A 14,774-nucleotide genomic window follows, 5' to 3' on the forward strand; every position below is an offset into this window, starting at 1 on the left:
TTAGATTATCCTTTTTTAACCGCTACCAGACAGTCAAAAAGCGTACTTCCCATTCCATTATCGGAATTTGAATCCTTTGTGAGCATGTTGACGGAGCCTCCGAATGCCGCCCACATGCCTTCATCTATATTCACCGTCTTCGGGTGAGCCTGCTTCATGATTTTCACCCTGCCGCGCAGACGGCCGCGGTCATTGTATACCTCTGCCGTATCTCCGTCTTGAAGTGAAAGCTCCTCGGCGATATCCGGCGACAGGTCCACCTGAATCTGCTGGAGCTTTTCAATAAACGGCACGTGCTGTGAATGATTGGAGCGCTGCGGGTGAATGGACAGCAGCGTATACGGGTATTTCCCGGCAAGCCCGGCGTCATGATAAACAGACTCCTCCGGCACCTCCAATTGAGGGAGGCCGCTGTATCCTTTCTCTTCTGCCAGTGACGAGACGAATTCAAATTTTCCGCTCGGGGTTAAAAATTGAAAATCACTCCACGGAACCTGTTTGACCGGAAGCGGCATATGTCCTTTTTCCTTTAATTGCTCAAGGGTGATTCCTTCTTTCTCCAAAGAAGAGAGCCCCATTTTTAAGAAATCTTCCGTACTGTAATCAAACAGCTCCCCGAATCCGAGACGCTTTGCGAGTTCCGTCCAGATCCAGCGGTCTGATTTTGCCTCTCCCTGCGGTTCCGCAAGCTTCTTGCCATATTGAACATAGTGATGATACATGCTGGAATAATAAATATCTTCCTCTTCGAAAACAACGGCCGTCGGCAGCACATAGTCACAGAGCTTCGCCGTATCGGTCATGACCGAATCAATGGCCACTGTGACCGGTGTTTTTTCAAACGCTTCCTTCACTTTTTTTGTATTCGGCACCTGTGTCAGCGGATTGCCGCACGTCACGATGATCATCTCAATCGGCGAATCGGCTGCATTCAGCGCCTCTTCAGCTTGAGTCATCATCGAAAACGTTCTCGAACTTTTCTTCAGATCAGGACGGGTGAGCTCGGCCTTTGCAAAGCTTTCACCGACTTGCACATTTCCGAAGTTTGCGCCGCCGCCTTTGATACCGACATTTCCGCTCGCCGCAGCTAAAGCGTCAATCCACCGTATCGTCCCGCCCCCGTTTTTATATCTCTGCATCCCAAGACCCATAAAAGTGGAGGCGGGACCGTCAGCATATAAATCAGCAAGATATTCAAGCACTTCTAAAGACGTTTCTGTTTTCTCAATGATCTCCTCAAAAGAAATCGTCTTCAGAAGCTTTTCTATTTCTTCAAAACCGACCGAATGCCTTTGAATGAAATCGGAATCGGTTCTGCCGGTTTGGCATAATATTTTTAAAACACCCGCCGCAAGCCAGCCATCCATGCCGGGTTTGACGGATATATACCGATCGGCAAGCTTTGCAGTCGGGTTAAAAATAGGATCAATGACCGTCAGTGTCGCTCCTTTTTTCTTCACCTGCTGAAGATGATGATAGAGGTGCATATTCGTCCGGGACACGTTTCTTCCCCATACGATCACATGCTTGCTGTGATAAATATCAAGCGGTCCATGCCCGTAAGAACGCCCGAAATCCCAGCGCTGCGCTTCAATGCCGGAACCCCAGCAAATGCTGCCCGCAATCTCCGTTACACCGCCGTATCCATTAAAAAAACGCTGGTCGAGCGCCTTCAAAAGACCGTTATTGGCGTAATCATGACTGTGCAGCACTGCGGCAGTGCCCAACGTCTCCTTAATCACCGCCATTTTTTCAGCAATTTCATCTAACGCCTGCTCCCAGGAAATGCGGACAAATTCGCCGTCTTTCTTTTTTAAAGGAAAACGAAGCCGTTCCGGCGCATTCGTTTTCGTCTCCAGCATTCTGCCCCGGCCGCAAATTTTTCCTTCCGTAATGGGATGATTCGGGTCTCCGTCTACTTTCGTCACCTTTCCATCCTCAACTGTCACCAAAAAGCCGCAGCTGTCCCAGCAATTCAGCGGGCACGCTGACTGATGCACTTTGCTCATCGGGCCTCTTCCTCTCCTCTATATGAAAAAGCATGAGCGCCAGCCCTTATGATGTGGGCTCCTCATGCTTGACGAGTACTTTTTTCAGCTTTCTCTCAAAATCTCTTCTCGGAATCATGACACTGTGGGAACAACCCGTGCATTTGATCCGAATATCCATTCCCATCCGAATGATTTTCCACCTGTTTTCACCGCAAGGATGCGGTTTCTTCATTTCAACAATATCATTCAGGCCAAAGTCTTTATCCGCCAAGACCCTTCACCTCTCTCCATAGACTGCTTTATTTATTGTACAAAAAAAGACAGGATAAGAGCAACGGCCGCACTCAAAATGAGCATTATACTTTTTTCCATCTCCCTAAAATAGGGTAAAGAAGAAGACATACCAGCAAATAAAGACTTAAAAGCCCGTAAATGGGATATAAAATGGCGATCAAATCTGAAAAACCGATTGTCGTAAAAGGCACCATCACAGCTAAAAGAAGAGATACGAGCGTCCATCTCGGCAATTTCAAAAATGCAAGCATGCGGCTGGACAGCCCGAACAGACCGGTCACGGTTGTCGTATAGATGGCTAAAAAAAGCACGGCGGCCATACAAAGAAATAACGGATAAGGAGCGCCTTCAAGGACGGCGAAAAGAGGCATCTCATATTGTGTAAGACTGCCTGAAAGCTGCACAAGCGTTTCATTGTAAACAAATGAAATCACACCGAAAATCAGCCCGCTTGCAACACTTGCGATTTTCGCTTCTCCCAGTCCTTTCATATCTTTCCCGATTGAAGAAAGAACAGCGACAACAGAAAGGATGTTTAAGGACGTGAAGGTAATGCTTGCCGGCCAATTATACTGGCGGGTCAAATCTATCGTCCACGTGTAATGATGGGTTGTCTGAAAAAAGACCAATGCATATAACAGCCCCGCTACAAGAATCGGTATCAAAATACTATTCAGAGATAATATTCCTTTTATATCCCAAAAGAATAAACCGACGGTCACAATGCAAAGAAGAAAAATACCGATCCAAAACGGCAGCTTGTACATTTGCAGCGTCACACCGCCGCCGGCAATCATAACCATCGTCATCGAAAACAAATAAAACATAATAAGCACATCATAGACTTTAGCAAGAGCCGGCCCCATCAGATGCTCAAGCACAGGTAAAAAGTGCGTTGATTGAACCCGATAGCTGATCTTCAACACAATATAAGCCGAAATCGTAAACATGACTGTAAACAATACAATAGCCAGTCCGCTTTCGACACCGAAAAACTGCCATATTTCCTGCCCGCTTGCATACCCAGCCCCAATCTGGCTGCTTAATATGAGCAGCATCCACTTCATCCCGGCTCTCCACACCCTCATCACCTCATAAAATTTCTGATAATCTCCGCATATTGCTACTATATTGAGTGACAGCGGCAATCATTCATACAAATGGGACAAATATGGTATGATAACGACGATTGACTATTCAGAAAATTTTATTTATATAAGGAGCTCAAATCGTGTACATCAGGCGTTTAACCGTATGTGATACCAAGCCTTACTCCGATATCAGGCTCAAAGCTTAAAAGATCACCCGGACGCGAGGCTTGAATCCGGCAATGCCATCGTGCTTGGCGCCTTTGAAAAAGACAGACTGATGGGAATCCTCAAGATCTCCAAGCATTCGCTGTTTAACCTAAGATACATTGCGGTTATCGGTTCTATGTATATTTCCCCCAAACATCGAAGGTCAGGCGCGGGAAAAGCGTTACTGACGGAAGCCATCAGCCAGGCAGCAAAAAAGATGAAAGACACAGAACAGCTCCCTCTCTCTGTTACTCAACAAATGAACCCGCAAAGAAACTCTACGCTCAGTTAGGATTTATCCTCTTTTCTGCAGAAAAAAGAGCGCTGAAATTAGATCATCAGCAATATGTAATGTAGATCAAATGGTCTTATTTCTTTCATGAACTTAAAGAATAACTGCTCTGAGTTCTTTTTTCTATCCCGCTCTTTTCAAACAACCGGCATGCTGATCATGACATAAGCATAAAAAAAGGCAGCGCTGGATATACTGTAAACAACCATACATCACCAAAAACAACAATGTAATACTCGTATGACATGACAAGGAAGTGAACCTTATGAATCGAAAAGGCGGGCTTTTTTCTCAAGAACGGGCAAAACAATATGTATCTCATACGGATTCTTCTGCTGCGAATCAAATACAAGCGATCCTTACTTCATCTTTACGTAAAGCAGCCGGCAGACCGTTAGTCACCGTGTGTATCGGTACAGATCGGTCGACCGGAGATTCATTAGGTCCGCTCGTAGGAACAAAGTTAGAAAAAATGAATTTAGGCAGATTGCACGTTTACGGCACGCTGTCAGATCCTGTTCACGCCGTCAATATGAAAGACAAGCTGAAAGATATTCAACATCTACATAAAAATCCGTTTATTATAGCGGTTGATGCTTGTTTAGGCCGCGTCAAAAGCGTAGGCTCATTTCAAATCGGCGATGGGCCGCTGAAGCCCGGAGCAGGTGTTCAAAAAGATCTTCCCGAAATCGGTGACGTCCATATCAACGGAATCGTCAATGTCAGCGGGTTTATGGAGTATTTTGTCCTGCAGAATACGAGGCTTCATCTTGTTATGAGCATGGCAAATGTTTTAGCAGAGGGGTTACAGCTGACAGATAAATCAGAAGGCCGGCAGGAACGGCTCAGTCCGTTTCATAAGCTGACAAGACGTATATAAAAAAACCATCTTTTTTTAAAAAGATGGTTTTTACGCTTCTCTTTCAGACAATAGTTCTAGGATACGTTCAAGATCTTCATTTGAGAAAAACTCAATCTCAATCTTCCCTTTTTTCTTTTGTCTCTTAATATTTACTGTTGTTCCGAAGTAATTTTGCAAATACGATTCCCGCTCTTTTAACACAACATCTTGAACAGGTTCTTTTTTCTTTGTTTCACGTGGAACATTGTTGTTTAACTGCTGAATCAGCTGCTCAAGCTGACGGACGTTCAGCTGTTCTTCAACCACTTTCTTCACAAGCGGTTCAAGCTTGTTTTTATTTTTCAAACCAAGCAAGGTTCTGCCGTGTCCCATGGATAACGTACCTTCTGCAATGAGGTTCTGGATGCTTTCCGGCAGCGTCAGCAGTCTTAAATGGTTGGCAATATGAGGCCTGCTTTTCCCGAGCCGTTTAGCGAGCTGTTCCTGGGTTAAATCCAAATGCTTCAGCAGTGAGTCATATGCCAGAGCTTCTTCAAGCGGTGATAAGTCTTCACGCTGAAGGTTTTCCAAAAGAGCGATTTCCCGCATCAGTGATTCAGATAAATCCCGCACGATAGCCGGCACTGTCTCTTTACCGGCAAGTTTTGCGGCGCGGTAACGGCGTTCGCCGGCTACAATATCATAGCCCTTTAATGATTTTCTCACGATAATGGGCTGAAGAATGCCATGCTGAATGATGGATTCCTTCAGTTCATCTAATGACTCATCGTCAAATTGTTTTCTTGGCTGATAAGGATTGGGGCGCAAATCACTGATTTTAATCTCTTCCACTGTCTCTTCAGACAAATCAACCTGATTAAACAACGCGTTAATCCCTTTTCCGAGCCCGCCTTTAGCCATTCGCTGCCACTTCCTTTGCTAAATCTAAATATACTTCCGCACCTCTCGAACGCGGATCGTATAATATGATCGGCTTGCCGTGACTCGGCGCCTCACTTAAACGGACATTGCGAGGGATAATGGTTTGATACACTTTATCTCTAAAGTATTTCTTTACCTCCTCTATCACTTGAATGCCGAGATTCGTTCTGGCATCAAGCATCGTCAGAAGCACTCCTTCTATCATTAAGTCGGTATTTAAATGTTTTTGCACAAGCCGAACTGTATTTAATAATTGACTCAATCCTTCAAGAGCGTAGTATTCGCACTGAACCGGGATAACGACTGAATCTGAAGCGGTAAGCGCATTAATCGTTAATAACCCGAGAGACGGAGGACAATCAATAATCATGTAATCGTAATTTTGTTTCACTGATTCTAATGCTCTTTTCAGCCTGACCTCCCGTGAGATCGTTGGAACCAATTCGATTTCCGCTCCCGCAAGCTGGATCGTGGCCGGAATGACATCTAAGTTCTCTACTGAAGTCGGTTTAATAATATCTGTAACATCTGCATCATCTACTAAAATGTCGTACACACAATGATCCACATCGGCTTTTTCAATCCCTAATCCGCTCGTTGCATTGCCCTGCGGATCAATATCAACAAGAAGAACCCTTTTACCTATGTAAGCCAAGCAAGCCCCCAGATTAACAGAAGTCGTCGTCTTCCCGACTCCGCCTTTTTGGTTCGTAATTGCTATGATTTTTCCCACGATGTCACCTACCTTCACATGAACATGTACTGTCTTGTTTCTATCTTATCAAAAAAAGAGTAAAGCGTTTTATTTTTTTCATAATTTGTTTATCAGCAAGTGAAAAAAATGTAAACGAAAAAGACACTTTCTAATATAAGTTCTCCGATAAAGTGACTTTTTTGACTGTAAAAAGACAATTCACGACACAAAAAGATAAAATTTTACATATACAATGTATAGTGCACAATAAATCTATCATTATCTCAAAATAGTTTTTTGATTAAAATAAAAACTCCCCTGCTCATCAGGAGAGTTTTTATTTAGGTATCCGAATGGTAAGCTGGATGTACTCTTCGAATTCTTCTTCTTCAGTATTCAGTCTGACGCCGCTGTCTTCTACCATGGACAGTGACTGACGAATCGTATTCATCGCAATTCTTGTATCCCTGCTGAACGCTTTGCGTCTCGGCTTTGGTTTCTGCTTATTCTGTTCAAGCATTTTCACCACTCTGTCTTCCGTCTGCTTGACGTTTAAGCTTTTCTCAATGATTTCCGCAAGCAATGTGACCTGAAGCTCCGGCTGTTTGAGCGGAATCAGTGCTCTTGCATGACGTTCCGTAATTTTTTTCTCCATAATCGCATCCTGGACCGGTTCCGGGAGCTTTAACAATCGGAGCTTGTTCGCAATCGTTGACTGGCCTTTTCCTAAGCGCTGCGCCAAGGCTTCCTGTGTTAAATCATGAAGTTCTAACAGCCTTGCGTACGCATGAGCTTCCTCAATGGAGGACAATTCTTCCCTTTGCAGGTTTTCAATCAAAGCGACAGATGCTGTTTCCGTATCAGAAAAATCTTTAATAATTGCGGGAATCTTCTCCCATTCAAGCGTCTGTACCGCTCTCCAGCGCCTTTCACCCGCAATGAGCTCATATTGTCCTTCATCTTCTGTATGTCTGACAACAATCGGCTGAATGATGCCGTGTGTATGGATAGTCATTGCTAACTCTTTGATTTTTTCATCTGAGAAAATGGTGCGTGGCTGAAAACGGTTGGGAACGATAGCATGTACCGGTATTTCGAGTATCTCTTCTTTGTTTGTATCATGCTCAGCTATCTCCGGTTCCTCTTCCTTCTCACCAAACCCGAAGAAACGAGAGAATGAATGCTTCATGTACCTACACCACCTTTAAAAACTGCCATTTTTATAATTCTATTTTCTCATGGTTTTTCCTGCTGTATCTTCATCAATTTTGCAGAAAATATGATGGAATTGTCACATCAGGCTGTCTAAATTACCCTTCAATTGGCGATTTATTTGGAGTACCCGGTTTTCTCGGATATTTTTTCGGAGTGCTTTTCGTCTTGCGAATGATCATAATGTTCCGTTCACTTTCTTCAACAGGAAGTGTAAAGGAATGAACTTGTTCAAGCTCTCCTCCCAATACTTTAATCGCCTTTTGCCCCGCTTTCAGCTCTTCATCAGCAGCTGCTGCTTTCAGTGCGGCAAATACGCCGTTTTTCTTGGCCAGCGGCAGACAAAGCTCACTCAGGACCGACAGACGCGCCACCGCACGGGCCGTCACGAGATCGAAGCTTTCCCGTACGTCTTTCCGCTGTCCGAATGTCTCCGCTCTGTCATGGACAAATGTCGTATGCTCTAATTGTAAAGCATCAGAGAGAGTTTCCAAAAACGTAATCCGCTTATTCAGTGAATCGACGATGGTGACATGCAGATGCGGGAAGCAGATTTTGATGGGCAGGCTTGGAAAACCGGCGCCGGCGCCGACATCACAAAGAGTGGTGACCTTTTCAAAATCAATATAAAATGCCGCCGTTATCGAATCATAAAAATGCTTGAGATAAACTTCCTTTTTCTCAGTGATGGATGTCAGATTCATTTTTTCGTTCCATTCCACGAGCATCCGGTAATACAACTCGAATTGCTCCAGCTGGCGGTCAGAAAGGGAAATCCCTTTCTCCGCTAAACTGGATGTAAATTCATCTATATTCATGCCGTCATCCTTTCTATTCAGCTACCTTGGCAATACGGCCCTGCTCCAGGTATACCAGCAGGATTGAAATGTCTGCCGGATTGACGCCGGAAATACGGGACGCTTGAGCAACTGATAAAGGACGCACTTCTTTCAGCTTTTGACGGGCTTCAGTAGCAATTCCTTTAATGGCGTCATAATCAATCCGATCAGGGATTTTTTTGTTTTCCATTTTCTTCAGCTTTTCCACTTGCTGCAAGGATTTTTCGATATATCCTTCATATTTCACCTGAATTTCCACTTGTTCCGCCACGTCTTGCGGAACCGGAGAATCTGCAGGCGCAAGTTTTGTCACTGTTTCATAGTTCATTTCCGGACGTTTCATTAAATCTGTGCCGCGCACTCCGTCTTTCAGCTCGCTTCCGCCGAGTGAACGGATATATTCCTGATTCTCAGGAGACGGCTTGATAATAACAGACCAGAGACGTTTTTTCTCTGCCTCGATCGCCGCTTTTTTCTTCTCAAACGCTTCATAGCGCTCATCAGAAATTAAGCCGATATCGTGGCCGATTTCCGTCAGACGAAGATCCGCGTTGTCGTGACGGAGCAGCAGTCTGTATTCCGCCCGTGAAGTCAGCAGACGGTACGGTTCATTGGTTCCTTTCGTTACCAAATCATCAATCAATACACCGATATAAGCATCGGAACGGCTGAGGATCACTTCTTCTTTTCCAAGCGCTTTGCGGCCTGCGTTGATCCCTGCCATAATTCCTTGCCCGGCTGCTTCCTCATAACCTGATGTACCGTTAATTTGACCGGCTGTGTACAGGTTAGGGATTTTTTTCGTCTCCAGTGTAGGCCAGAGCTGCGTCGGTACAATCGCATCATACTCAATCGCGTATCCGGCTCTCATCATCTGCACCTTTTCCAGTCCCGGAATGGTCGCCAGCATCCGCTGCTGCACGTCCTCAGGAAGACTCGTGGATAAACCTTGAACGTATACTTCCTGCGTATTTCTGCCTTCCGGCTCAAGGAAAATCTGATGACGCGGTTTATCATTAAACCGAACGACTTTATCTTCAATCGAAGGGCAGTATCTCGGTCCCGTTCCTTTAATCATACCGGAATACATTGGTGAACGATGCAGGTTGCTGTCGATGATCTCATGAGTCTCAGGACTCGTGTAAGTCAGCCAGCAAGGCAGCTGATCGGTAATGTATTCAACTGTTTCATATGAGAAAGCGCGCGGAACCGGGTCCCCCGGCTGGATTTCTGTTTTGCTGTAATCAATGGAATCGCTTGAGACACGAGGAGGCGTGCCCGTTTTAAAACGGACGAGATCAAAACCGAGCTCCTCTAAGTGCTCAGAAAGTTTAATAGACGGCTGCTGGTTATTCGGACCGCTTGAGTAAGACAGATCACCGAGAATGATCCGCCCTCTTAAATACGTTCCGGTTGTCAGCACGACCGTTTTTGCCTTATATTCAGCACCGGTTTGCGTAATGACACCGCGGCACTCTCCGTCTTCAATGATTAAACGCTCGGCAATCCCTTGAAGAAGTGTCAAATTCGGTGTTTTTTCCAGCGTATGCTTCATTTCGTGCTGATATTGGAATTTATCCGCCTGCGCACGCAGCGCCCGTACGGCCGGACCTTTTCCTGTATTCAGCATTCTCATTTGAATATGAGTTTTATCTATATTTCTAGCCATTTCTCCGCCGAGCGCGTCAATTTCGCGGACGACAATCCCTTTTGCGGGGCCGCCGACAGACGGATTACATGGCATAAACGCAACCATATCAAGATTAATCGTCAAAACAAGCGTTTTGGCTCCCTGGCGCGCGGATGCGAGGGCAGCCTCAACACCGGCATGCCCGGCGCCGATGACAATCACGTCGTATTGGCCTGCTTCATACCCCATGGTTTTTTCCTCCCTTTTATTTACCTAAACAAAATTGTGAAAAGAGCTGATCAATTAAGCTTTCGTGGACGGCATCACCGATGATTTCGCCCAGCAGCTCCCAGCACCTTGTCAAATCAATTTGGACCATATCAATCGGAACATCCTGTTCAATTCCGTTCAGCGCATCATCAATCGCTTGCTTTGCCTGATGCAGAATCGAGATATGACGGGTGTTGCTGACATAGGTGAGGTCTCCGCTTTCGATCGCTCCTGTATAAAATAGCGACTGAATCGCTTCCTCTAAATCTTGAATGCCTTCTTCTTTCAGCAATGAGGTCGTGACGACAGGCCGGCCTTTCGCCAGTTCCTTGACGCGCTCAGCGTCAATCTTAGCCTCAAGGTCCGTCTTATTCATAATGACAATGACGTCCATTCCCTCAACCGCTTCAAACAATTTTACATCTTCTTCAGAAAGCTCTTCGCTGTGGTTAAGCACAAGCAAAATGAGATCCGCTTCCTTCAGAACCTGCCGTGACCGTTCCACACCGATTCTTTCGACGATGTCTTCTGTCTCACGGATTCCGGCGGTATCGACAAGCCGAAGCGGCACGCCTCGCACGTTGACATATTCCTCAATCACATCACGCGTCGTTCCCGGAATATCGGTTACGATCGCCTTCGTTTCATGGACAAGGCTGTTAAGCAGAGAGGATTTTCCGACGTTCGGACGGCCGATGATCACGGTAGACAGTCCCTCACGCAAAATTTTCCCCTGCTCAGACGTACGGAGCAGCGCCTCGATTTCTTTCTTCACGCCGCTTGCCTTCTCCACTAAAAGCTGATGCGTCATTTCTTCGACGTCATCATATTCCGGATAATCTATATTAACCTCAACATGTGCAAGTGTTTCTAACAGCTCATCACGCAGACGGCGGACAAGCGCGGAAAGCCGTCCTTCCATCTGGTTCATGGCGACATTCATGGCACGGTCCGTTTTGGCCCTGATCAGATCCATCACCGCTTCCGCCTGTGAAAGGTCAATCCGTCCGTTTAAAAATGCGCGCTTCGTAAACTCACCGGGTTCTGCCAGTCTCGCACCTTCTCTTAAAGCAAGCTGGAGCACCTGATTAACCGTCACAATACCCCCGTGACAGTTGATTTCAATGACATCTTCCCTTGTGAATGTTCTGGGCGCTCTTAAAACAGACACCATGACTTCCTCAATAATCCGTCCTGTCGTGCTGTCCGCGATATGCCCGTAATGAATGGTATGCGATTCTGCCGAACTGAGCGTTTTGCCTTTCGGACCCTTGTACATTTTGTCGGCGATCTTTACGGCTTCCGGGCCGCTCAGCCGAACGATCGCGATCGCGCCTTCACCCATCGGAGTTGAAATCGCTGCAATTGTATCCATGCTGTTCACCTCTCTTTATCTCTGTTTCCATCTATATAAAAAATTTTATTTACGCCAAAATTAAAAGATAACATAGTTTGGTTTGAAGTGGAAGTTACGTTATCCACAAAGGCAGAAATTCATCCCTTATTACTTTAACTTATCCACATGTGAATAACAATTAATTTTATTTCCTAAAACCTTTTTTATCAACAGCATAGACCGAAAAAGAAAAAACTTAAACGCTAAAAATGCGATTCTGCTTAGGAATAGAGCCATTTTTACCAATAAAAAAACCGAAGTTCCGATTTTACCCGGACTTCGGTTTTCTGCTATCTTTATGGGAAATAACGAGATGGCGGTACCGGCCTTCACCGGTAGAAAACGTTTTGATATTTGGATGCTTTGACAGCGCGTCATGGATGATTTTTCTTTCACCTGACGGCATCGGTTCTAAATGCACATCTTTTTTCGTTTTCGACACTTGCTTGGCCAGCCTGTTTGCCAGCTGATCCAGAATTTCTCTTCTTTTCCGCCGATAATTCTCAGCGTCGACAACGGCTTGGCGATACTGGCCGGAGCCGCGGTTCAAAACAAGCTGCGTCAATGTTTCCAGGGCATTGAGTGTTTGTCCTCTTTTGCCAATAAGCAGCGCCGCTTTTTCACCTTTAATGTGAAAACAGACTGTTTTCTTGTTTTCTTCCGTAACAATCTCAGAAGGCCCGGCAATGGAATGGATGATTTCTTCCAAATACGCTTTCGCTTCCTGAACAGGATTTCTTTTCTCTTCCAGTTCTACGATCGCATTCTTTTTTCCGAAAATACCCAAAAACCCTTTATATTCTTCTTGCACCACCGTTATTTCTACTTGATCTTTCGTCAGTTGAAGTTCCTGAAGGCCTGATTGAACTGCTTCTTCGACATTCCGTCCCGCAGCAGTCACCTTCTTCACTTTTTCTTTCCTCCCGCTTTCTGCGTTTCCGGATCGTGTTTAATGTCAGGTCCTTTAATAAGGAATGTCTGAGCAATCATAAACAGGTTTCCGACTACCCAATACAGAGAAAGCGCGCTCGGGAAGTTGATCGCAAATACGATGATCATGATCGGCATAATCCATACCATCATTGCCATTTGAGGATTCTGAGTCGGATTTCCGGCCATCATCAGCTTCTGCTGGACAAAAGTGGCCACACCGGCAACGATAGGAAGAATATAGTAAGGATCCTTCTCTCCTAGGTCAAACCATAAAAAGCTGTGCTGTGAAATGGCTTGCGTACGCATAATGGCGTGGTAGAATCCGATCAAAATCGGCATTTGAATCAGGATCGGGAAACATCCCGCCAGCGGGTTTACCCCGTGCTTTGAAAACAGGGCCATTGTTTCCTGCTGAAGCTTCTGCTGCGTTTTTTGATCTTTAGAGCTGTATTTTTCTCTGAGCTTCTGCATTTCAGGCTGCAGCGCCTGCATCGCTTTTGAGCTTCGAAGCTGCTTGATCATCAGCGGCAGAATCAGCAGACGAATTAAAATCGTAACGATGATGATCGATAAACCATAGTTATCGCCCGTCAGTTTCGCTACGTACGTAATGACTTCTGACAATGGATACACAACATATTTGTCCCAGAAATGCGGACTATTCGCCGTAATCGGCTCTTTCACACTCGAGCACCCGGCCAGCAGCACGAGCATACCGACCATACTCAGTAGTAACCATATTCTCCTTTTCAAGAACGTTTCCTCCTATACCAATCTTTATAAACCTTGTATGTATTTTAGCATCTTTCAGTTTCAAATGGCGTTCATTTTTCGCCAAATAAAAGGAAGCGCTTTTAAAAACGTGAAGAAAACAAAATATGAGCTATTTTGACGAAGATTTCTTATATAATGAGGTTTTTCTGAATAAGTGCTGCAGACTCTTTTTCGTTTCTTCAAAACTGAGGTCGCCGGCGGGTTTTCTTGCGATAATAATAAAATCTTTCGGCTTGAGCAGCTCTTTTTCCTCCTGAACAGCCTGCCTTATTAACCGCTTCACCCGATTGCGCACGACGGCATTGCCGATTTTTTTACTGACAGAAAGCCCTACCCGGAGCTCTTCCTGTTTCGGCTGATCAAGCGTATACAGCACGAACTGGCGGTTTGCCATAGACGTTCCGCGTTTAAACACTTTTTGAAAATCTTCATTTTTCTTTAACCGATTTCGCTTCTTCACTTTAATTCACTCCGATATTCACTCGCAGAAACTTTTATTTCTATCTAAAAAAAACGGGCCGCCGGAATACTGAAGAAATTTCTCCAGTACCGGGCGACGCATGACATCTCACTCTCTTAATGTGAAAAAAGACCACTGACATTATTCAGTGGCCTAAGCTGATAATACTTTTCTGCCTTTGCGGCGACGGCGTGCTAATACTAGACGACCGTTTTTTGAACTCATACGGCTTCTGAAGCCATGAACTTTACTGCGTTTACGGTTATTCGGTTGGAATGTTCTTTTCATTTATGACACCTCCCTCGAGGAATAGCTGTTAAAGACAGTCTTACTTATTATATTTGTGCTGCCTATTCATTGTCAACTTCAGCAGTGCTTTTATTTCTTACAACCATAATAGGATAACATACCTTAATCAGTTTAGAAACCTTATTTTTCATATTCCTTTTTTTAACGCAAAAAAAAAACCGGCTCCCTCGAAAAAACGACATGTGGATAATTTTTCGGTCTTTTTTTAATATCCACAATCGTTATCGACAACATTTTCACATTGCTAACCCCTGTGGACAAAGATTTTTCAACAAGTTGTCAGGTTTGTGGATAAGATTACGAGAACCATTGCAAGTCCTCGCTTAATTTGATATTATATTTGTGTTTTAACTCTTAATTACTTATCCAGTCCATTCTCCTTATCCACAATTTGTGGATAAGTTGTGGATTGTTTTCACACAGCTTGTGTAGATTGTTGTCCACAACTTGTGGAATTTGTCGAAAAGCTATTTTTCTACTATACTATATGTTTTCAACATTTCGTGTGTACGAATGGTCAGAGCCATATGCTCTTTTTTTGTGTTCTATAACAGGGAAAGGGCGCTGATTTTTAAAGAAAAGGAGGGCTGTGCCGGATA

Annotated in this window: 15 protein-coding genes; 2 read left to right on the plus strand and 13 right to left on the minus strand. The window is 44.7% G+C overall.

Translation table 11 applies throughout. The features are described 5' to 3' along the window. Positions 1 to 5: 5 nt before the first annotated feature. The 3 genes from GNE05_RS20840 to GNE05_RS20850 form a co-directional block, all read right to left on the minus strand. Positions 6 to 2,009, minus strand: coding sequence for a molybdopterin-dependent oxidoreductase (locus GNE05_RS20840; protein WP_160183180.1), 2,004 nt, complete (start codon positions 2,007 to 2,009; stop codon positions 6 to 8). Positions 2,010 to 2,055: 46 nt separating this feature from the next. Beyond that, positions 2,056 to 2,262 carry a DUF951 domain-containing protein gene (locus GNE05_RS20845; protein ID WP_004392973.1) on the minus strand — a complete coding sequence of 69 codons (207 nt, stop codon included), beginning with the start codon at positions 2,260 to 2,262 and terminating at the stop codon, positions 2,056 to 2,058. 85 nt (positions 2,263 to 2,347) lie between these two features. After that, positions 2,348 to 3,373, minus strand: a complete 1,026-nt coding sequence (locus GNE05_RS20850; RefSeq protein WP_088056347.1) for a YkvI family membrane protein — start codon at positions 3,371 to 3,373, stop codon at positions 2,348 to 2,350. Positions 3,374 to 3,623: 250 nt separating this feature from the next. On the opposite strand from GNE05_RS20850, the gene GNE05_RS21360 reads away from it, so the two are divergent. Together GNE05_RS21360 and yyaC are read left to right on the plus strand one after the other, a co-directional pair. Next, on the plus strand, positions 3,624 to 3,875 hold the full coding sequence (locus tag GNE05_RS21360) for a GNAT family N-acetyltransferase (protein WP_228903505.1): 252 nt from the start codon (positions 3,624 to 3,626) through the stop codon (positions 3,873 to 3,875). Positions 3,876 to 4,140: 265 nt separating this feature from the next. Next, a complete protein-coding gene (gene yyaC / locus GNE05_RS20860; RefSeq protein ID WP_004392969.1) occupies positions 4,141 to 4,755 on the plus strand; it encodes a spore protease YyaC in 615 nt (204 codons plus the stop codon). A gap of 30 nt (positions 4,756 to 4,785) precedes the next feature. On the opposite strand, the gene GNE05_RS20865 is transcribed toward yyaC, so the two are convergent. The 10 genes from GNE05_RS20865 to rpmH all read right to left on the minus strand — a co-directional run bounded on the left by GNE05_RS20865 (position 4,786) and on the right by rpmH (position 14,154). Further along, entirely contained in the window at positions 4,786 to 5,637 is an 852-nt protein-coding gene (locus tag GNE05_RS20865) for a ParB/RepB/Spo0J family partition protein (protein ID WP_014419388.1), read from the minus strand. Beyond that, a complete protein-coding gene (soj, locus tag GNE05_RS20870; protein WP_007409899.1) occupies positions 5,630 to 6,391 on the minus strand; it encodes a sporulation initiation inhibitor protein Soj in 762 nt (253 codons plus the stop codon). The genes GNE05_RS20865 and soj overlap by 8 nt, the downstream gene beginning before the upstream one ends. A 298-nt stretch (positions 6,392 to 6,689) precedes the next feature. Then, positions 6,690 to 7,541 carry a nucleoid occlusion protein gene (gene noc / locus GNE05_RS20875; RefSeq protein WP_007615083.1) on the minus strand — a complete coding sequence of 284 codons (852 nt, stop codon included), beginning with the start codon at positions 7,539 to 7,541 and terminating at the stop codon, positions 6,690 to 6,692. Positions 7,542 to 7,662: 121 nt separating this feature from the next. Further along, positions 7,663 to 8,382, minus strand: a complete 720-nt coding sequence (gene rsmG / locus GNE05_RS20880) for a 16S rRNA (guanine(527)-N(7))-methyltransferase RsmG (RefSeq protein ID WP_160183181.1) — start codon at positions 8,380 to 8,382, stop codon at positions 7,663 to 7,665. 13 nt (positions 8,383 to 8,395) lie between these two features. Then, positions 8,396 to 10,282 carry a tRNA uridine-5-carboxymethylaminomethyl(34) synthesis enzyme MnmG gene (gene mnmG, locus GNE05_RS20885; protein ID WP_007615086.1) on the minus strand — a complete coding sequence of 629 codons (1,887 nt, stop codon included), beginning with the start codon at positions 10,280 to 10,282 and terminating at the stop codon, positions 8,396 to 8,398. 16 nt (positions 10,283 to 10,298) lie between these two features. Beyond that, positions 10,299 to 11,678: a tRNA uridine-5-carboxymethylaminomethyl(34) synthesis GTPase MnmE gene (gene mnmE, locus GNE05_RS20890; RefSeq protein WP_007409903.1), complete on the minus strand. Its 1,380-nt coding sequence runs from the start codon at positions 11,676 to 11,678 to the stop codon at positions 10,299 to 10,301. Between the two features lie 289 nt (positions 11,679 to 11,967). Next, positions 11,968 to 12,609: an RNA-binding cell elongation regulator Jag/EloR gene (jag, locus tag GNE05_RS20895; protein ID WP_017418434.1), complete on the minus strand. Its 642-nt coding sequence runs from the start codon at positions 12,607 to 12,609 to the stop codon at positions 11,968 to 11,970. Beyond that, the gene (gene spoIIIJ, locus GNE05_RS20900; protein WP_007409906.1) at positions 12,606 to 13,355 is read right to left on the minus strand and encodes a YidC family membrane integrase SpoIIIJ; all 750 of its coding nucleotides are present in this window, start codon (positions 13,353 to 13,355) and stop codon (positions 12,606 to 12,608) included. The genes jag and spoIIIJ overlap by 4 nt, the downstream gene beginning before the upstream one ends. Positions 13,356 to 13,515: 160 nt before the next feature. Further along, positions 13,516 to 13,866 carry a ribonuclease P protein component gene (gene rnpA / locus GNE05_RS20905; protein WP_004392944.1) on the minus strand — a complete coding sequence of 117 codons (351 nt, stop codon included), beginning with the start codon at positions 13,864 to 13,866 and terminating at the stop codon, positions 13,516 to 13,518. 153 nt (positions 13,867 to 14,019) lie between these two features. Continuing rightward, a complete protein-coding gene (gene rpmH / locus GNE05_RS20910) occupies positions 14,020 to 14,154 on the minus strand; it encodes a 50S ribosomal protein L34 (RefSeq protein ID WP_003178075.1) in 135 nt (44 codons plus the stop codon). Positions 14,155 to 14,774: the final 620 nt, after the last annotated feature.

The organism is Bacillus sp. AM1(2019) (genome assembly GCF_009906915.1).
In the GTDB taxonomy this organism is placed as follows: domain Bacteria; phylum Bacillota; class Bacilli; order Bacillales; family Bacillaceae; genus Bacillus; species Bacillus velezensis.